Origin of the sequence: Myxococcus guangdongensis (genome assembly GCF_024198255.1) — a bacterium.
Lineage (GTDB): Bacteria > Myxococcota > Myxococcia > Myxococcales > Myxococcaceae > Myxococcus > Myxococcus guangdongensis.
Genome location: NZ_JAJVKW010000010.1, coordinates 27495 through 46766, shown reverse-complemented (window position 1 = coordinate 46766; position 19272 = coordinate 27495). Strand labels below are relative to the sequence as shown.

At 70.9% G+C, this 19272-nt stretch carries 15 protein-coding genes; 8 read left to right on the top strand and 7 right to left on the bottom strand.

Annotated elements, in window-relative coordinates; translation table 11 throughout:
- Window positions 1-89: 89 nt before the first annotated feature.
- A complete protein-coding gene (locus tag LXT21_RS27920; RefSeq protein WP_254041237.1) occupies window positions 90-1415 on the top strand; it encodes a DsbA family protein in 1326 nt (441 codons plus the stop codon).
- A 19-nt stretch (window positions 1416-1434) separates the two neighbouring features.
- Here LXT21_RS27920 and mltA read toward each other — a convergent pair whose 3' ends face one another.
- Window positions 1435-2649 carry a murein transglycosylase A gene (gene mltA / locus LXT21_RS27915; protein WP_254041535.1) on the bottom strand — a complete coding sequence of 405 codons (1215 nt, stop codon included), beginning with the start codon at window positions 2647-2649 and terminating at the stop codon, window positions 1435-1437.
- A gap of 226 nt (window positions 2650-2875) precedes the next feature.
- On the opposite strand from mltA, the gene LXT21_RS27910 reads away from it, so the two are divergent.
- From LXT21_RS27910 to LXT21_RS27895, 4 genes are all read left to right on the top strand, one after another.
- A complete protein-coding gene (locus LXT21_RS27910; protein ID WP_254041236.1) occupies window positions 2876-3232 on the top strand; it encodes a hypothetical protein in 357 nt (118 codons plus the stop codon).
- A gap of 407 nt (window positions 3233-3639) precedes the next feature.
- The gene (locus LXT21_RS27905; RefSeq protein ID WP_254041235.1) at window positions 3640-5034 is read left to right on the top strand and encodes an energy transducer TonB; all 1395 of its coding nucleotides are present in this window, start codon (window positions 3640-3642) and stop codon (window positions 5032-5034) included.
- Entirely contained in the window at window positions 5025-6281 is a 1257-nt protein-coding gene (locus tag LXT21_RS27900; RefSeq protein WP_254041234.1) for a TonB-dependent receptor plug domain-containing protein, read from the top strand. The genes LXT21_RS27905 and LXT21_RS27900 overlap by 10 nt, the downstream gene beginning before the upstream one ends.
- A 1-nt stretch (window position 6282) precedes the next feature.
- The gene (locus LXT21_RS27895; protein ID WP_254041233.1) at window positions 6283-7476 is read left to right on the top strand and encodes a hypothetical protein; all 1194 of its coding nucleotides are present in this window, start codon (window positions 6283-6285) and stop codon (window positions 7474-7476) included.
- A gap of 30 nt (window positions 7477-7506) precedes the next feature.
- Here LXT21_RS27895 and LXT21_RS27890 read toward each other — a convergent pair whose 3' ends face one another.
- The 3 genes from LXT21_RS27890 to LXT21_RS27880 form a co-directional block, all read right to left on the bottom strand.
- On the bottom strand, window positions 7507-8598 hold the full coding sequence (locus LXT21_RS27890; protein ID WP_254041232.1) for an isopenicillin N synthase family oxygenase: 1092 nt from the start codon (window positions 8596-8598) through the stop codon (window positions 7507-7509).
- Between the two features lie 95 nt (window positions 8599-8693).
- Window positions 8694-12428: an ATP-binding protein gene (locus LXT21_RS27885; protein WP_254041231.1), complete on the bottom strand. Its 3735-nt coding sequence runs from the start codon at window positions 12426-12428 to the stop codon at window positions 8694-8696.
- A 250-nt stretch (window positions 12429-12678) separates the two neighbouring features.
- Entirely contained in the window at window positions 12679-13500 is an 822-nt protein-coding gene (locus LXT21_RS27880; RefSeq protein WP_254041230.1) for an SDR family oxidoreductase, read from the bottom strand.
- A 121-nt stretch (window positions 13501-13621) separates the two neighbouring features.
- Here LXT21_RS27880 and LXT21_RS27875 point away from each other — a divergent pair, with 121 nt between their 5' ends.
- A complete protein-coding gene (locus LXT21_RS27875) occupies window positions 13622-14602 on the top strand; it encodes a dioxygenase family protein (RefSeq protein WP_254041229.1) in 981 nt (326 codons plus the stop codon).
- 45 nt (window positions 14603-14647) lie between these two features.
- On the opposite strand, the gene LXT21_RS27870 is transcribed toward LXT21_RS27875, so the two are convergent.
- Complete coding sequence (locus tag LXT21_RS27870; protein ID WP_254041228.1) at window positions 14648-15538, bottom strand: LysR family transcriptional regulator; 891 nt, start codon at window positions 15536-15538, stop codon at window positions 14648-14650.
- Between the two features lie 65 nt (window positions 15539-15603).
- Here LXT21_RS27870 and LXT21_RS27865 point away from each other — a divergent pair, with 65 nt between their 5' ends.
- On the top strand, window positions 15604-16563 hold the full coding sequence (locus tag LXT21_RS27865; protein ID WP_254041227.1) for an MBL fold metallo-hydrolase: 960 nt from the start codon (window positions 15604-15606) through the stop codon (window positions 16561-16563).
- 3 nt (window positions 16564-16566) lie between these two features.
- Here LXT21_RS27865 and LXT21_RS27860 read toward each other — a convergent pair whose 3' ends face one another.
- Window positions 16567-17568 carry an extracellular catalytic domain type 1 short-chain-length polyhydroxyalkanoate depolymerase gene (locus LXT21_RS27860; protein ID WP_254041226.1) on the bottom strand — a complete coding sequence of 334 codons (1002 nt, stop codon included), beginning with the start codon at window positions 17566-17568 and terminating at the stop codon, window positions 16567-16569.
- A 29-nt stretch (window positions 17569-17597) separates the two neighbouring features.
- Complete coding sequence (locus LXT21_RS27855; RefSeq protein ID WP_254041225.1) at window positions 17598-18425, bottom strand: alpha/beta fold hydrolase; 828 nt, start codon at window positions 18423-18425, stop codon at window positions 17598-17600.
- 75 nt (window positions 18426-18500) lie between these two features.
- On the opposite strand from LXT21_RS27855, the gene LXT21_RS27850 reads away from it, so the two are divergent.
- Window positions 18501-19145: a TetR/AcrR family transcriptional regulator gene (locus LXT21_RS27850; protein WP_254041224.1), complete on the top strand. Its 645-nt coding sequence runs from the start codon at window positions 18501-18503 to the stop codon at window positions 19143-19145.
- The last annotated feature ends 127 nt before the right edge of the window (window positions 19146-19272 follow it).

Sequence of the window (19272 nt, the reverse complement as noted above, 5' to 3'; positions counted from 1 at the left end):
CTGAAGGGACGCCGGGCCTCACGCGCCTGGCCCCTCGGTGGCTCGGGCCAACCGCGCCCGGGGTGTGTCTTCATTCCGGGAGTCGCGTCGTGAACAAGTCATCGGTGTGGGTGAGCCTCGTCGTGGGGCTCGTGTTGGGGTTCGTGGGAGGACGCACGTTCGCGCCCGCGCCCGCCGCCAGGGGCGCGGAAGCTCCGCGCGCGCCGTCCGCGGCCGCGGCCCCGACCGCCGCCCGGCAGCGGCCTCCTATCTCGCCCGTCGTCTACAAGGTCCCCCTGGATGGCTCGCACAGCCAGGGCTCCGAGTCCGCGCTCGTCACGCTGGTGGAGTTCTCCGACTACGAGTGCCCCTTCTGCTCGCGCGGACACGGCACCGTGAAGCAGCTCCAGCAGCGCTACGGCGACAAGCTGCGCCTGGTGATGAAGCACCACCCGCTGGACATGCACCCGCGCGCCCTCCCGTCCGCCCTCGCCGCGCTGGCCGCCGCCGAGCAGGGCAGGTTCTGGGAGTACCACGACGTCCTCTTCGCCAACCTGCGCGCGCAGAAGGAGGAGGACCTGGAGCGCTACGCGAAGGAGCTGGGGCTGGATGTGGAGCGCTGGAAGAAGGACCGCCTGGACCCCAAGCTCGCCGAGCGCGTGCGCCGCGACGAGACGCTGGCCCTGCAGGTCGGCGCCACCGGCACCCCGGCCTTCTTCGTCAACGGGCGCTTCATCAACGGCGCGCAGCCCGTGGAGGTCTTCACCGGCGTCATCGACGAGGAGCTGGCGAAGGCGGAGGCGCTGGTGAAGGGCGGCGTGCCGCGCGCGGAGGTCTACGCGCGCACCATCGAGCGCGGCGTGGAGCGCCCGCCCGCGCCGCCCACGCCCGAGGAGGCGCCTCGCCAGCAGGTGGAGGTGGGCAAGGCCCCCTCGCGCGGCCCCGCCAACGCGCCCGTCACGCTGGTGGCATGGTCGGACTTCGAGTGCCCGTTCTGCTCGCGCGCCGTGCCCACGCTCAAGACGCTGGAGAAGGAGTACGAGGGCAAGCTGCGCGTGGCCTTCAAGCACCAGCCGCTGCCCAACCACCCGAACGCGAAGCTCGCGGCCGCGGCGTCCCTGGCGGCGCATGAGCAGGGGAAGTTCTGGGAGTTCCACGACCTGCTCTTCGCCAACCAGCGCCAGCTCCAGCGGCCCGCGCTCGAGGACTACGCGAAGCAGCTCGGGTTGGATGTGGCGCGCTTCAACAAGGCGCTCGACTCCGGGAAGTTCGACACGGTCATCGCCGAGGACTCGCGCGAGGGCACGCGCGTGGGCGCCGGGGGGACGCCCACGTTCTTCATCAACGGCCGGCCCATCATCGGCGCGGTGCCGGTGGACCAGTTCCGCCGCGTCATCGATGAGGAGCTGAAGAAGGCCGGCGTGGCCACTCGCTAGCGCGAATCCATGCCCCGCGTCACCGCGCCGTCACGGCGGGGGCGCGGGGCTTCGGCACGAGGAAGAGCAGACGTCCCTTCTGCTTCATCATGCCGGCGGCCAGCTCGGCCTGGGAGCCTCGGCCCCAGAAGACATCCACGCGGCCCGCGCCCCGGATGGCGCCGCCCGTGTCCTGGTTGAAGACGAAGCGCGACAGCGGCCGCCACTGCACCGAGCCGTCCGCCATCCGCACCGGATGGTCCGTGTGGATGAAGGCGAGGCCGCCCTTGGGGAACAGGCGCGCGTCGGTGGCGATGGAGCGCCCCGGCGTCACCTCTCGTCCCAGGGAGCCCACCGCGGCCCCCGGCAGGAAGCGGAAGAAGACATAGGACTCGTTGTAGTCGAGCACGCGCTCGCGCTCGTCCGGGTTCGCCGCGAGCCACGCGCGCAGGGCCTGCATGGACATCTGCTCGCGAGGGATGGCGCCCTCCTGGATGAGCAGCGCGCCGATGCTGCGGTACGGGCGCCCGTTCGACGCGGCGTAGCCCACGCGGCGCTCGGTGCCGTCGATGAGGCGCAACGTGCCGCTGCCCTGCACCTCCATGAAGAACAGCGACACCGGGTCCCTCACCCACGCGAGCTCCAGCTTGCGCTGGCCCAGCTTGCCTCCACGAATCTCCGCGCGGTTCCAGTAGGGGACGACGCGCTTGCCCTCGAGTCGGCCGAAGACGCGCTCGGAGGCGAAGCGCTCCGCGAAGGGCTCCAATGGGACTTCGATGAGGTCGTCCGGCGCGGAGAGCACGGGGATGCGGTACTCGTCCGTCGGCGCGAGGCTCGCCTCGATGACCGGCTCGTAATAGCCGGTGAAGAGCACCGTTCCATCCTCGCCGCCCGCGGACTCGAGCAGCTCGAAGTCCTCCATCACCGCCTTGGACACCTCGAGCGAGGACATCGTGTCCGTCAGTCGCGCGCGCAGTCGCTCCAGCGCGGCGACCAGCTCACCGGCCGTCACCTCGCGAGGTCCGTAGACGAAGCGATGGTCCACGGGCCGGGTCCGCAGCCAGATGAGGCTCTGGTCCAACGCCACGCGCAGCGACGCCGTGTCCGCGTCGTCCATGAGCTCCACGTTGGAGGCGAGCTCGGCGACCAGCGCATCCTGGGGACGCGTGACGGCGGGACGGGGCGCACGCGCGCACGCGGCGCAGACGAGCAGGAGGCACAGCAACCCAAGGCGACGAGAGGACCGGGTGAGCATCACCCTCGTACCTACTCCAGCCCGTGCACGGGCGACACTTCCAGGGCGGCACCGGGCCGGGAATCCACGGTGCCCTCGCGCCCCACCATGCGCTCCGCACCGGGCCCGCCAGCCGTCCATCCGGCACGCAGGCAGGCGACCCTCGGCGTCACCGCGCCAACCGAGCCCCCATCCTTTCCTCACACGTCGGGCGCGACCATCCGGTCGGTCCTCGGAAGGAGTCATCATGAACGCAATGAAAGTGGCGAAGGTGCTCGGATGGGTGAGCATCGGGCTGGGTTTGAGTGAGCTGGTGGCGCCCGGTGCGCTGGCCCGCTTTCTGGGCGTACGACGAGGCACCGGGCTGCTGCGCGCCTATGGCCTGCGCGAAATCGCCGCGGGTGTTGGCATCCTGACCCGCGCCAATCCCACGCCATGGGTCTGGGCCCGCGTGGGTGGAGACTTGCTGGACCTCGCGAGCCTCGGCCCAGCGGGGAAGCACAGCCCTCGCCGGGAGAACGTCGCGGGCGCCGTCGCCTTCGTCCTCGGCGCCACTGCCGTGGATGCATGGTGCGCCCGACGGCTCAGCGCCTCGAACCTCTGACTCGAGGTCGAACGCCTCACCGCTCCGTGAGCCACGCTCCGGAGCGGAGTCGTCTCCTCGGATGGCCTCCGCCATCGCGACGCGCCTCCGCGTCGAGGCCCAGGGAGACCTCCACCGTCGTGCAGCGCCTCGCGCCATGGGGACCGCACACGCGGAGGGCTCGACCTCTCCTCTTGCAGCTCGAAGCCGTGAGTCGCCGTCCCAGCTCGACCACCCTTGTCTTTCCGACAGGGGCCCCACTCCGCGCCCGGTGAATCGACAGACCTGCTCCCCTCGCTGCAATCCGCTCCTCAGTCGGCACACCGACACAGTTCCGTGGTGGGTGAATCGGAACCTCCTCATCACCTGGCAACGACCTGAATCCTGACGAGCCCGCGTATGGAAGGATTGTCTGCCCTTCCCCCGCGATGACACGCCTCGGCCTCCTCATCCTGCTGCTCCTGGGTGTCCTCCCGGCGCAGGGCTCGTCTCCCGACGAGCCCTCGGCCCTCGTGCCTCCCACCCTCGCCCAGGACGCCCCGGCGCGGCTCCCCGTGGGTCATGTCCTCGACGGGCCTGTCTCCGTCGAGTTGGAACTCACCCTCGACGAAGCCGGCGAAGTCGTCGAGGCCCGGGTCATCGGTGAGCCTCCGGCCGCGCTCGCCCGCTCCGCGCTGCACGCCGCGCCGCACCTGCGCTTCCACCCCGCCACGTCGCAGGGGCACCCCATCGCCGTGCGCGTGCCCTTCACCTACCGCTTCGAGCCCCCGCCCGTGGAGGACACCCGCGCGGTGCTCACGGGCCGCGTGCGCGCCAAGGGCAGTCGCAAGCCGCTCGCCGGCGCCATCCTCCGCACCGACACGGCGATGGTCGAGGCCGACGCACAGGGCCTGTTCCGACTGGAGCTTCCCCCCGGCGCCCACGCGCTGAGAATCACCGCGCCGGGCCACCGCCTGCTGTACCTCACCGAGACGCTCGAGGCCCGGCAGCGACTGGAGGTGCACTACACGCTGGAACCCCTCGCGGTGAATCCCTACGAGACGGTGGTGCGCGCGGACCGTCCACGCACCGAGGTCTCCCGCGTCACGCTGCACGAGCAGGAGCTGCGCGAAGTCCCCGGCACCATGGGCGACCCGTTCCGCGTGGTGATGTTGATGCCCGGCGTGACGACGCTCGCCTCCGGGCTCTCGTATCCCGTGGTGCGCGGCGTCCAGCCCGCGGCCAGCGCCTTCTTCGTCGACGGCGTGCGCGTGCCCTTCCTCTACCACCTGATGGTCGGCAACGCGGTGGTGTACCCGGACCTCGTCGAGTCCCTCGACTTCCAGGTCGGTGTCCCCTCCGCGCGCTACGGCAGCCTCCTCGGCGGCGCGGTGGACGCGCACGTGAGCCGGCCTCGCGAAGAGGGCCTCCACGGCAGCGCCTACGCGGACCTCCTCCAGGCTGGCGCCTTCCTCGAGGTGCCCATCCCCGAGACGGGCACCACCGTCGCCGCCGCCGCGCGTGTCAGCTACACGGGCCTGCTCATCACCCGCGTCGTCAACGCCGTCAACGCGCCCTCCACGTACACCGCGGGCGACGGCACCGTGTACCGCGACGGCGGCGAGCCCAAGGTCTATGCGGACTACTGGGACTACCAGGCCCGCGTGGAGCAGCGCGCGGGCCAGGGCCAGCTGCGCCTGCTCGCGCTGGGAACCTCGGACGCGGTGGGCCTCACCTCGCGCGAGTCCCAGAACCACAACGAAGGAGGCGTGGGTCTGTTGTTCCATCGCCTGGACCTGCGGGGCCGTCACCCCTTCGAGGGGGCGAAGCCGAGGTGGGCCTGACGCTCGGGTATGACAGGCTCGGCCTCGCCTACGGCCGGGGAGGCACCTCCCTGGGCCACTACGAGCTCTCGCAGGGCAGCGTGGCCCTGCGCGCGGGCTACACGCGGGAGCTCATGGCGGCGTTGAAGCTGGAGCTCTTCAGCCACGCGGAGCGCCGCGAGGCGAGCATGCGCGCCACCGGCCGGTTCCGCCCCGTGGGCCCCTTCGACGGGAAGGACGCGTACTCGCGCCCCGGCATCCTGGGCACCTTCGCGGGCGTGGGCACACAGCTCACGTACACGCCCTCCGAGCGCTGGGTGCTGGTGCCAGGACTGCGGCTCGACAGCTACCACGGCTTCGGAGACCGGACGCGGCTGGCGCTGGAGCCCCGGGTCGCCGTGCGGCACGCGCTCACGGAGAGCCTCACGCTGAAGGCAGGCGCGGGCCTGTATCACCAGCCCGCCACCGTGCTGCTGCCCGTGCCCGCGGGCGAGATGCTCGCGCTCGAACGAGGGCTCCAGCGCGCGGCGCAGTTCTCGCTCGGCGCGGAGTGGCGCCCCGTCAACGGCTGGGAGGTGACGGCGGAGGGCTACTTCAATCCGCTCTTGCGCACGCTGGAGTTCAACTTCGAGGACGTGCTGAGCAACCTGCGCCGCCGAGGACTCGAGGCCGAGGACGTGGAGCGCCACGGCCACAGCTACGGCCTGGAGTTGATGGTGCGCCGTCCGCTGGGCCGCCGCTGGTTCGGCTGGCTCACGTATGGCTTCAACCAGAGCAAGCGCTTCGAGCGCTACGCGAAGGTGGGCCCCAATGGCGAGGAGCTCGGCATGGCCGAGGGCTATCTGCCGTACACCTTCGAGCAGGCGCACTCGCTCAACGCCGCGCTCAGCTACCGCTTCGACTTCGTCACCCTGGGCACGGTGGCGCACTTCAACACCGGCCGTCCGGAGACGGGCCAGTTCGGCTACCGCACCATGCGCGAGGGCGTGGACGCGGACGGCGAGCCCGAGTGGAAGCCCGTGGGCCGAGGCGCCGTGGACCGCCTGCCCGCGTTCTTCCGTCTCGACTTCCGCGCCTCGCGCACCATCGTCTTCGACCAGTTCCTCCTCGACGTGTATCTGGATGTCTTCAACGTCACCGCGCGCAGCGAGGTGCTCTCGCACGACTACGGCTACGAGGGCGAAGACGGCCAGCCCGTGCGCTTGAAGCGCAAGCCCTTCGGCATCCCGGTGATTCTGCCCACGCTCGGCGCCAAGGGGACCTTCTGACATGCGCACGCCACGCGCCCTCCTGCCGCTCGTCCTCCTCGCCTCCGGCTGCGCGCTGGAGCCCGACTCCCCCGTCTTCCTCTCCGGCACCGTGCTGGAGCTGGACGGCACACCCTGGCGCGGCGGCCCGCTGACGCTGCTGCGCCCGCGCAAGCTCCCCGGCACGGCGCCACTCCCGGGCCAGCCCCCCACCGGACGCCCCACGCTGGCGTACGAGCCCTGGGCCCAGGTGACGCCCGACGCGGAGGGCTTGTTCCTGTTCGAGCTGACCGCGCGAGACACCGGCGCGGACGGACTGGACCGCCCCACGCCCTGGGCCAATGTCGATACCTTCAGGCTCGACCTGCCTCCCGTCGATGGCGCGAGGGACTTCCTCCGGTTCCACTTCACCCGGGACGCCGACCTGCCTCCCCTGCGCCGCTGGGACAGTCGCGTGCAATCCCATCCACACACCAGCGGCGTGCGCCTGTCCTGGGTGGACGTGCCCGCCCTGGCGGACATCCCTCCGCACACCTATGCCCTGCAGGCGCGCGGCGAGTGGGGCGTGGTGTGGACGCAGGACACGCGCTCCAGCGAGGCGTTCCTCGGACCGGAGATGCTGGAGGACTTCGCGTCACCGTTCGCGTACGTGCAGGCCCGGGCTCGCGGGGAGCGTTCGTGGATTCAGAGCGGGCTCGGCTACACGGACGTGCACGAGGCGCCCCCGGTGCCGCTGCCCTTCACCGGCGTCGTCCCCGTGAGCCGCGGGCAGCCGTGCGAGACGGACGAGGGCGTGGTGGAGCCCTGTCCCTTCACCGACGGGAAGCTCGAGTCGCAGCGGGTGCCCGTCTCGCCCTACGGCTCGCTGAAGGATGAACTCATCTTCCGGTTGCGCGAGCCCGTCCACCCGAGGCGCGTGCTGATTCGTGGCCACTCCAGCACGCGGCCCCAGGAGGTCTTCCACGTGGAGGGCTCACTCGACGGGGGTGCCTGGGTGCCCCTGGGCCAGAGCGCGCCGATTCCGGAGCTGGGTGACGCGCCCTACGCGGATGACGTCGCGACGCAAATCGCGTTCGAGCGGGACGTGGACATCCCCCTCACCGAGGGCGCGCCGCGCGTGGACCAGGTGCGGGTGTTCTCGCTCGGCCCCGTCCCGGGTCTGCCCACACAGACTCGCGGGTACTTCTCCCAGCTGCGCGAGGTGTCCGTCTTCTGAAGCCGAAGCGACACCCCGCGCGAGCGGGACTCACGCGTACGGGTTGTAGAACCGCGCGAAGGTGGCGCGCGCGAAGTCGCCGAAGGTCATCCCCGGCTGGAAGGCGCCCACGCGCGCCTCCGCGGGGTCCGTGCCCTCCGGCGCGCGCAGGTGCTCCTCGTTGTCGGGCTGCATGAAGACGGCGAAGGTGGAGCGGGAGATGTTGCGGCTCGCCGGATGGGCCAGCGCCTGCACCGCGTGCGGCGTGGAGCGCAGCAGCCCCCCCGTCACGATCTGCGCGCTCTCGCCAATCTGGAACGCCAGACAGTCCTTGGGGATGACCACCTTGCGCTCCTCGCCGCTGCGCGTGCGCACGTAGAGGCCCGCGTCCGGGTCCGGCACCGGGATGTCCTGGCGTCCAGGCTCCGGGGCGCCGGGCTCCGCGTCGAAGTACATGGCGGGACACAGCGCCGTCAGCGAGCCGTGGTCGCTGTGCCAGCCGCACCACGAGTCGCGCGTGCGCGGCGTCGCGTCCTCGTTGATGGCGAAGTAGTAGAGCAGCCGCGCCTTGCACGCGCGCGACTCGCGGATGGTGCGCGCGAGGCTCGCGTCCGGGGACAGCCGCTCCCCCAGCTTCGCCTTCACGTAGCGGTCGCACTGCGCGGCCACCAGCAGGCCCACGTCCACCATCTTCCGCCCCAGCGACTGGAAGGCGGGGCGCAGCGCGGGGAAGTCCGCGTCCGGCCACACGTTGGGCAGGTAGTTCTCCGGGTACTTCTCCACCAGCGCCGGCGCCACCGCGGGCGCGTCGTACTGGGGATTGTTGTAGTAGGAGCCCTTGAACTCGTCGAACTGGCCGGGCTTGAGGACCTCCTTGCCGTGGCTCCAGCCGAACGAGTAGCTGCTGCGCTCGTGGACGTAGCGGTCCTTCACCTCGTTGGGCAGCGCGGCGAAGCGGAAGCCCAGCGGCAACAACCCCTGGCGCAGCTCCACCAGCCCAGGAATGCCCCGGACGATGAGCAGGCCGATGCCATCCGGGCCATACGCGCGGGCGATGTCCGCGGACAGGTCCGCGCCCTCCACCAGCTTCGCGTAATCGAGAACCACCACTCCGTCCTTCGCTGCCGCCACGTCGCTGCTCATCCCGAACGCCTCGTCTGTTCTCCCCGGGCCTCCCCCAAAGCCATACGGAGGCCCACAGCATAGCGCAGCCGCCATGCCGTGGATTCCCCCGTCCGTCAGGAGACGGGCCCCAGGCGCTTGAGCAGCGAGCCCAGGGTGTTGAAGTCGATGGGCTTCACCAGGTGCGCGTCGAAGCCGGCTTCCTTTGAGCGCAACCGGTCCGACTCCTGGCCGTAGCCCGTCACCGCCACCAGCTGGAGCCCGCCGTCCGGCCGCTGGGTGCGCAGGTGCTTCGCCAGCTCGTAGCCGTCCATCACGGGCAGGCCGATGTCGAGCAGCGCCAGCTCCGGGCGGAACGTGGGCGCCACCTGGAGCGCGCTGGGGCCGTCGTAGGTGACGCGCGTCTCGCAGCCCAGCATGTCCAGCGCCTCGGCCAGCACGTCCGCCGCGTCGCGGTTGTCGTCGACAATCAGCACCCGGTGCGGCATCGGCATCGACTCCTGTCGCGGGGCCTCGGACTCCGCGGCCACCACCGCCGAGACATCCGCCCCCGCCTCGAGAGACGGCAGGCGCACGGTGAAGGTGCTGCCCTGGCCCCGGCCCTCGCTGTCCGCATGGAGGGTGCCTCCGTGCTGGGACGCCAGGCTCCGGGCGATGGCGAGCCCCAGGCCCAGGCCTCCCTGGGAGCGGTCCAGCTCCTGCCGCTCCTGGAAGAAGAGGTCGAAGATGCGCGGCAGCATCTCCGCGCTGATGCCGGTGCCGTTGTCTCGCACCTTCACCACCAGCGCGTCCCCCTCGCGCGCGCCCTGGACCGTGATGCGCCCCCCGGGCTCGGTGTACTTCGCCGCGTTCGTCAGGAGGTTCGAGAACACCTGCGCCAGCCGCGTCGGGTCCGCCTCCAACGGCAGGCCCTGGCGCGCCACCTCCACCGTCAGGTGGTGGCCGCGCTGCTCCAACAAGGGACTGGCCAGCTCGATGGACTTCGCCACCACCTCCGCCAGCTCCACGCGCTCGCGCCGCAGCACGACCTTGCCGCGCGTGACGCGGGACACGTCGAGCAGGTCATCCACCAGCCGCACCAGGTGGTGCACCTGCCGCTCGATGACGGTGCGCTCGCGCTCCACGGCCCCGCCGCCGCGCAGCCGCAGCAGCTGGAGCGCGGTGAGGATGGGGGCCAGGGGGTTTCGCAGCTCGTGGCCGAGCATCGCCAGGAACTCGTCCTTGGCGCGGCTGGCGGACTCCGCCTCGCGCCGGGCGTTGGACAGGTCCGTCACGTCGAAGGCCACCACCACGATGGAGTCCACCTGGCCCGCGTCATCCAGCATGGGCTGGTAGACCAGGTCGAAGAACCGCTCACGCGGAGGCCCGCCCTCGTCGGAGATGATGGTCGCCCGCAGGGAGCGGCCGATGTACGGCTCGCCGGTGCGGTAGGCGTTGTCGAGCAGCTCGTAGATGCCCTGGCCCGCGAGCTCGGGGAGCGCCTGGGCGATGGGCAGGCCCACCACGGACCGGTTGGCGATGAGCCGCAGGTAGCCCGCGTTGACGAACTCGTAGACGTGCTGGGGGCCGCGCAGGATGGCGATGCCCACCGGCGCGAACTGGAAGACGCGCGTGAGCATCTTCCCGTGCGCATCCTGGATGGCCTGGAGGCGCGCCTTGGTGAGCTGCGTCTCCACGCGCGCCAGCAGCTCTCGCGCGGAGAAGGGCTTCACCAGGTAGTCGTCGGCGCCGGCGCGCAGGCCCTCGATGCGGGCCTCCTCCCCCGCGCGCGCGGAGAGGATGGTGACGGGGACGTGGCGCGTGCGCTCGTCGGCGCGCAGCTCGCGCAGGAGCCCGAAGCCATCCAGCCCCGGCATCATCACGTCCGTCAGCACCAGGTCCGGAGGACGCACCCGCGCGGACTCGAGCGCCGCGAGGCCATCCGCCACCGCCTCCACCTCCCAGTAGCGGGACAGGAGCGACTTCAGGTACTCGCGCATGTCCGCGTTGTCGTCCGCCAGCAGGATGCGCGCGGAGTCGGGGCGCTTGTCCTCCGCGGGCACCTCCGCGCCCAGCTCGAGCGACTCCACCTCCAGGCCCCCCGGCAGCCACCGCAGCGCCTCGTTCACGAAGGGCGCGGCGCCCAGGGCGGTGGAGGCCCGCGTGTCGCGAGCGCCCAGGTGCTCCTGGGGCAGGTGGGCGTTGCCCGCGGGGATGCGCAGGGTGAAGGTGGTGCCCTTGCCCTCGGTGCTCGCCACCGACAGCGCGCCGCCGTGCAGCCGGACCAACTCGTGCACCAGCGCCAGGCCGATGCCGGAGCCCTCGTGCGTGCGCGCGCGGGCGCCCTGCACGCGGTGGAAGCGGTCGAAGATGCGCGGCAGCTCCCGCTCCGGGATGCCGATGCCCGTGTCGGAGACCTGGAGCTCGGCCTGGCCGTCCACCCAGCGCAGGGAGACGCCGATGCGGCCCTCGAAGGTGAACTTCAGCGCGTTGGAGAGGAGGTTGAGGACAATCTTCTCCCACATGTCCTGGTCGACGTGGATGGCCTCGGGCAGCGGGGCGCAGTCGATGTCGAAGCCGAGCCCCGCGCGCTCGAGCGCGGAGTGGAACGCGCTGGCCAGGCCCGCGGTGAGGGCGGACAGGTCCACCGGCTCGTAGCGCGCCTGGATGCGGCCGGCCTCCAGGCGGGAGAAGTCGAGCAGCGAGTTGACCAGCTTCAACAGGCGCTGCGCGTTGCGGTGGACCGTCTCCAGGCCCTCACCGGAGAGGGCGCGCGACGACGACGCCAGCGCGTCCTCGGTGGGACCGAGCATCAGCGTCAGTGGTGTGCGGAACTCGTGGCTGACGTTGTTGAAGAAGGCCGTCTTCGCGCGGTCGATGGCGGCCAGGGCCTCGGCGCGCTGGCGCTCCTCTTCGTACGCGCGCGCGTTGGCGATGGCCGTCACCACGGGGTCCGCGACCAGCCGGAAGAGGGCCAGGTAGCGCTCGTCCAGCGTGCGTCGGGGGCTGACCCCCGCGACGAGGAAGCCATACGGATGCGCCAGCCCCGAGCGCGACAGCGGCAACACCACGGCGCGCGAGGGCGGGGTTTCCCAGCGTCCACCCGGGAGCGCGCCGAAGCGCGAGCGCAGGTCCTCGACGAGCACCTCGCGGCCGGTCTGCGCGGCCTGCGCGAAGGGCCAGGCCTCGGGCATGTCCGGCGTGGGGTGGAACGGGCAGGACTCCGGCTTCGCCGGGCCCGAGTAGCCGGCCAGCCCGCTGGAGCCCACGCAGCGCGCCTGGGTGGCGTCGTCGTCGAGCAGGTACAGCAAGGTGAAGGGCAGGTCCTCGTCGTAGGCGGAGAAGATGCGCGCGGCCGTCTGGCAGGCCTCCTCGGCCGTCTTCGCGGAGGCGGAGCTGGTGGCCAGCTCACCGAGCAGCTTGAGCTGGCGGTTGTCCTGGACCTGCTCGGTGGTCTCCTGGACGGTGACGAGCACGCCGCCGACGCCGCCGACCTCGTCGTAGACGGGGCTATAGGAGAAGGTGTGGAACGTCTCCTCGAGGAAGCCGCGGCTGTTGATGAAGAGCTGCAGGTGCTCGCTCCAGGTGGCGGGGCCGCCCTGGCGCACGCCCTCCGCCATGGGGCCGACGACGTCCCAGATTTCCTGCCACACGACGGACGCGGGGGCGCCGAGCGAGCCGGGGTGTTTCATGCCCAGCACGGGGCGATAGCCGTCATTGTAGATCTGAAGGAGCTGAGGCCCCCACCACAGGAGCATGGGGAAGCGGTTGCCCAGCACGACGCCGACCATGGTGCGCAGGCTGGTGGGCCAGCCCTCGAGGGGGCCCAGGGGCGTCTGGGACCAGTCCTTGGAGCGGACCAGGTCCGCCATCTCGCCACCTCCGCCAAGGTGGCCATCCAGGAATGCAGCGGCGCGATTCGGGGGGGAGTCCTGCTCGGACATCAGTGCTCAGCGGGAGAATGGAAGTGGCCTGCGCTTCTAGTGTCGCGTCCACAAGCGTGCAATCAGTGACGCTGGAATGCTCTGTTCCCCAACACTTCGCGGGTGAGTCGTCTTCCCTCCAGCCGACCGGGCTCGCCGTCGCGGTGTTCGCGGCGAGCCCGGATTGCGCTCCCCGGCTTCAGATGAAGTAGTCGGGGAACAGGTCTTCGCCGGGCACGGATTGATACTTGTCGAAGTTCGTCACGCCGTCGGCGCGCAGGACGTCCTCGTCGATGCAGAAGTTGCCCGTGAAGCTGCGGCTGGGCTTGGTGAGGATGGCGTACGCGGCGTCCGCCATGATGTCCGGCGAGCGGCTGCCCTTGATGGTGTCCTCGCCGCCCAAGAGGTTCTGCACCGCCGCCGTCGCGATGACCGTGCGCGGCCAGATGGCGTTGACCGCGATGCCGTCGTCACGCAGCTCCTCCGCCATGCCCAGCACGCACATGCTCATGCCGAACTTCGCCATCGTGTACGCCACGTGCGGCGCGAACCACCGCGCCTCCATGTTCAACGGCGGCGAGTTGTTCAGGATGTGCGGATTGCTCGAGCGCTTCAGATGCGGGATGCACGCCTTCGAGCACAGGAACGTCCCACGCGTGTTGATGCTGTGCATCAGGTCATAGCGCTTCATCGGCGTGTCCACCGTGCCCGTCAGGTGGATGGCGCTCGCGTTGTTCACCAGCACGTCGAGACCGCCGAACGTCTCCACCGCCTTCGCCACCGCGGCCATGACCTGGTCCTCTTCACGGATGTCCACCGCGATGGGGAGCGCCCGGCCGCCCGCCTTCTCGATTTCCTCCGCCGCCGTGAAGATGGTGCCCGGCAGCTTGGGGTGCGGCTCCGTCGTCTTCGCGGCGATGATGATGTTCGCCCCGTCCCGAGCGGCGCGCAGCGCAATCGCCTTGCCGATGCCCCGGCTGGCCCCGGTGATGAACAGCGTCTTCCCCTTGAGTGTCGTCATGCGCGCGTCTCCGTGGGTGGCACGTAAGGTCTGCTTAAGAACTCCCTGGGTATAGCGATTCTCGAGCCCGAGGACACGGGCTGTTCGGGCCGGACGCGTCGGCCCCTCGAGAGGACTCGCGATGAGCAACCAGGACACCAAGACCCTCACCTCGGCCATCATGAGCCGCCGCAAGGTGCTGCGCGGCATGGGCCTGACGCTGGCGGCGATACCGCTGGTGCAGGTGCTCGCCTGCGGCCCCGAGGACGCCCCCGCCCCCGGAGGCGACACCGACTCGGGCTCCACCCCCGACGGCGGCACCAGCGCCACCGCCTGGGCCACCGGCGGCACCGCCGTCATGTCGGGCACCTACGCCAACCCCTTCACCGAGGACCCGGGCACCACCTGCGCCCTCACCTGCGCCGCCACCCTGGGCCCCTGCTACGCCGAAACCCTGGTCCGCCAGGACATCAGCGAGGGCCATGACGGTCTGCCCGTGCGGCTCGCCTTCCGCATCCTCGACGACCAGTGCCGCCCCATCCAGGGCGCCTCCGTCGACATCTGGCACGCCGCCCCCGAGGGCCTCTACTCGGGCGAGGACGCCAGCACCTTCTGCACCTCCGACGACCCTTCGGCCACCAGCGCCCGCTGGTTCCGCGGCGTGCAGGTGACGGACGCGGACGGCCGCTGCGACTTCGACACCTGCTTCCCCGGTTGGTACAGCAGCCGCACCGTCCACATCCACTTCACCGTGCGCATCGGCGAGGCGGAGTACGTGACGTCGCAGCTCTTCTTCGACGACGCGCTCAACGACGACATCATCAACCACCAGCCGCTCTACGACACGCGCGGCCCCCGCGACACGACCAACGCCAACGACAACGTGGTGTCCGCCGAGTCCGTGAACGACTACCTCTTCCAGACCGCGCGCCAGGACGACGGCGCCCTGCTCGCGTGGAAGACCCTCATCATCCGCTCCTCGCTCGACACCGCGCAGTGCCAGATTCCCGGCGGCAACGGTGGCGGCGGAGGCGGAGGCCCTCCTCCCGGCGGCGACGGTGGCATGGGCCCGCCCCCGGGCTGGGATGGCGGCATGGGTCCTCCGCCGGGCACGCCTCCCTGACGGGAGGGAGGTACACCGCAAGCTCGGGCCCCAGCGCGCGAGGCTTCAGCGCTTCCTCGCGCGCTCCAGCTCCTGCACCAGCAGCTCCGACACGCGGCGCACCCGGGGGATGTCCAACGCCGACTTCGCGCAGATGAGGTGAAGCTCGCTCTTCGCGTAGGGCCCCAGGTCGATGTCGAGCGCCACCAGGTTCCTCTCGCGCAGGGAGCTGAACCGGTGCGGGATGTGCCCGCTGATCATCACCCCCACGCCCGCCTCCACCGCCGCCAGCTGCACCAGGTAGTTGTCCGAGGTGAACGCGGGCGAGAAGTTCGGCATGAGCGCCTGGAGCTGCGGATTGGGCGGCACGGCCTCGTAAGGCGGCGCCCACGCCACCCAGGGCAGCTGCTGGAGCGTGGGGCGCTTGGGCAGCTTCTCCTTGAGCGCACGCGAGACGAGCAGCGCGTTGTGCACCTCCAGCTCGAAGAGACACGTGAGGTCCGTGTTGCGCGTGCACTGGGTGCGCAGCGCCAGGTCCGCCTCGCCGCGCCCCAGGTCCGCGTACTGGATGGTGGACTGCACCTCCAGCCGCAGCCCCGGGTGCTTGCTCGCCACGTGGCCCGCGAAGGGCGCCAGGAAGTCGAAGCTGAGGAACGGGCTCGCCGTCACCCGCACCAGCCCCTTGGGTGACGTGTCGCTCGACCCGGCCGCGCGCTGGAGCTCTCCGGCCCACTCCGCCATCTTCCGCGCCGGCATCACCAGCCGCTCGCCCGCCGCCGTCAGCGCCGCGCCCTCCACGCCGCGCCGGAACAGCTTGGCGCCCACCGTGTACTCGAGCGCCGCCAACCTCCGACTCACCGTCGGCTGACCGATGCGCAGCCGCTTCGCCGCCGCGCTGAAGCTGCCCGTCTCCGCGATGGCCAGGAACAGCCGCGCGTCATCCCAGGAGATATCCATGAATGCATGGCTCCATACCAGAATCGCCATTTTCCATGCAGCAGCGCATCGATACCTTGGCACCCATGAAGAACGCCAAGCGCATCGTCCTCGCCGCCGTCGCCGTCCTGTTCGTCGCCGTCGCCACCCTTGTCCTCGTGGGCGCCGCGACCACCTCGCATCCCCACCAGCGCTCCACGCTCGGCGCGGCGCGGCCCTCGGTGGAGCTGCTCGCGCGCTTGAACGAGCCCGGTCCGGTGGAGCTGGAGTCCATCGCCTCGGCGGACTGGGCCGTGGACCGGAGCGGCCTCGTCAACCTGGGCCACCCCACCGCGAAGTCCGCGGGCCTGGTGGACGGGGACGAGCCCATCCAGGTCTTCTTCCACGCGCTGCGCCACCCGACGAAGGGGCTCTACATCGTCGACACCGGCGTGGAGAACGCGCTGCGCGACGCGCCGGAGCAGGCGGCCCTGAGCGGCCTGCTCGCCGACGCCATGAAGGTGAAGGAGAAGATGCAGGTGAAGGAGCCGCTGGGCGCGTGGCTCGCGAAGCAGCCCGGGCCGCTTTCGGGCGTGCTCCTGACGCACCTGCACCTGGACCACCTCACCGGCATGGCCGACGTGCCCGCGGGCACGCCCGTCTACGCGGGCCCGGGTGAGACGACGCCGCGCTCGTTCTTCAACCTCCTCACCCAGTCCATCACGGACCGCGCGCTGTCGGGCAAGGCCGCCATCTCCGAGTGGACGTACACCCCCGAGACGAACGGCCTCTTCGAGGGCGCGGTGGACATCTTCGGCGACGGCTCCGTGTGGGCGCTCTGGGTGCCGGGCCACACGCCGGGCAGCACCGCGTACCTGGTGCGCTCCACGAAGGGCCCCGTGCTGCTGGTGGGCGACGCCAGCCACACCCGCTGGGGCTGGGAGCACGACGTGGAGCCGGGCACCTTCACCGCCGACGCGGCGCGCGGCCGCCAGAGCTTCGAGAAGCTGCGCGCCTTCGCCGCGGCGCACCCCGAGGTGGCGGTGCGCCTGGGCCACCAGCACTGACGCCTACAGCGCGTGCTGCTTGAAGAAGTCCCACATGAACGTCGTGGCGTCGGGACCGGCGGGGTCCGCGAAGGGATAGCGCGAATCCCCTCCGGGCCAGGCGTGGTCCATGCCGCGGACCTCCAGCTTCTGGCCCACGAGCTCACCGCCGTAGACGTAGTTCTTCACGGTGTAGTCGCGGCCACCCGCGGCGCGGAAGGTCGCGGTGCTGGTGGGCGTGCCCCGGACGCTGTCGTTGGCCACGCCGTCGTCACCGTAGTCGCTGGTCTGCAGGAACTGCTTCATCGCCTGCTCGCCGTTGAGCGGGTTGACGACGCTGTCCTCGGTGCCGTGCATGACCAGCACCGGCACCGTGCGGCGCGGCCGGCCCGAGCAGGTCCACGCGTCCTTGCCCCGGTCATCCGGCGAGTAGATGCTGCCGAAGAGCATGGCGAAGGCGGTGCCGGACACCGTGGTGGCCGCCTTGTACATCGCGCCCGCGCCCACCATGCCCGCGGCGAACACGTCCGAGTAGCAGGCCATCAGCGTGCCCGTCAGCACGCCGCCCGCGGAGACGCCGCCCACGTACACGCGGCGCGCGTCGACCGCGTACTGCTGCTTCATCTGCTCCACCATGCCGACGATGAGCGCCGGCTCGCCCCTGCCGCGCTCCATGTTGGTGCCGAGCATGAAGTTCCAACACTGCGTGGCGTTCACGAACATCGCCTGGTTCGGATAGAGGACGAGGAAGCCCTCCGCGTCCGCCTTCTCGTTCAGGCGCGTGAGGCCCGCGAACTGGTCCGGGTTCTGGAGACAGCCGTGCAGCGCCACCAGGAGCGGCATGGGCGCCCCGGGCTGATACCCGGTGGGCACCCAGAGCTGGTAGCCCCGCGCGCCCGAGGAGCCCACGTGGATGCCGTGCACCCAGGAGCCAGCGTGGGCGGGGGCCCCCACGCCGAGCGTCACCACCACCGAGAGCAGGAACAGCGACCGCGAGAGTGCGCCACCACGTCGAAGCATCGACATCGTCCAGCCTCCTGTTTGGGGGAGTTCGCTCAAGGCCCGGCGCGAACGCCAGGCGCGGCACCGGCGGCGGCGCCATCGACTTCGCGGAGGAAGGGTTCCACCGCGTCACACAGCGCCTCGGGCTGGTCCAGCGGCGCGGCATGCCCGGAGTCCGCCAGCACCGTCAGGCGCGCGTCCGGCAGCAGGTCGACATACGCCTGCTTCGAGGCCTGGGGCGTGTAGTCGCGCTCGGAGTGCACCACCAGCACCGGGCAGGTGATGTCCTTCAGCCGCGACATCACACTCCACCCCACGAGCCCGCGCGTGGCGCGCAGGTAGGCATCCGGCTCGTTGGCGGAGAACGCCGCGATGGCACGCTGACGCAGCGGCTCCTGCTCCGGCTTGGGGAACAGCTTGGGCGCCAGCACCTTGGCCAGCCCCGCGGGCCCGAGCAGCCGCAGCAAGGTCAGCCGCAGCGCGAACTCGAACTTACGACGCAGCGTGCGGGCCACCAGCTCCGGCCCGCTGTTGACGATGACCAGGCTGCGCACCAGGTCCGGCCGGTCCACCGCGAGCTGGAAGCCCATCATCCCGCCCATCGACAGCCCCACCACATGGACCTGCTTCAACCCCAGCGCATCGCACAGCGCCGCGACATCCCGGGCAAACAGTGGCACTCCGTACGTCCCAGGAGGCTTCCCGCTCGTCCCATGCCCCCGTGCATCTGGCACCACCAGCCGGTAATTCCCCGACAACCTTGGCGTTACCCGCTCCCAGTCCGCGCCGGACGAGCCGAGGCCATGAAGCAGCAAGACCGGAATGCCGTGCCCAGACTCTTCGTAGTGAAGAGACGAATCAGTGAGCTGAAGCGTGGACATCCAGAACTCCCGGCGCGAAATAACAGCAGTTCCCCACACCCTAGCTGAATGAACGTTCGTTCATCAACCACTGACATGAGCCCACCGACCCGCTCCCGGCTTCGCGCCCATCCGGCGAGCCTTCCGCCCTCCGCTCCGTCGGACGGCACCCGTCGTCGAATCCTGGAGACCGCGCTCCAGCTCTTCGCGAACCGCGGCTATCACGACACGTCCATCCGAGACCTGGCCAAGGTGCTGGAGCTCCAGCCGAGTGCGCTGTACGCACACTTCTCCTCCAAGGAGCACGTGCTCGCGGAGCTGGTGCGCATCGGCCACGAGGCCCACCACGACGCGCTCCAATCCGCGCTGAAGAGCTCCGGCCCGGAGCCGGCCGAGCAGATACGGGCGCTGGTGCGAGCCCACACCCGGACGCACGCCTTGCACCCGCAGCTGGCGGTGGTGGTCAACGAGGAGCTGTACGCGTTGACGCCGGAGCTGGCCGCGCCCGCGGTGGTGTTGCGGGACAAGTCCGCCGCGCTGCTCGCGGAGGTCATCGAGCGGGGCGTGGCACAGCGGAGCTTCTCTCCGCCGCATCCACGCGTCGCGGCGGCGGCCATCTCCGCGATGGGGGTGCGGCTGCCCTACTGGTACGAGCCCGGCAGCGCGCTCGACGTGGACACCCTGGCGGACCTGCACGCGGAGCTGGCGCTGCGCATGTTGGGAGGCAGTGCGGCGTCGTGAGCCTGCTGAGAAGAAGCCCGCCTGAATGGAGCCAGGCGGGCTGGAGCGTTCCTCCCACGCGCGTGGGCCGCGCACACCGGGCAGCCCACGCGCGCAGCTGAGCCCTCGCGGGCACGCGCCCACGTCG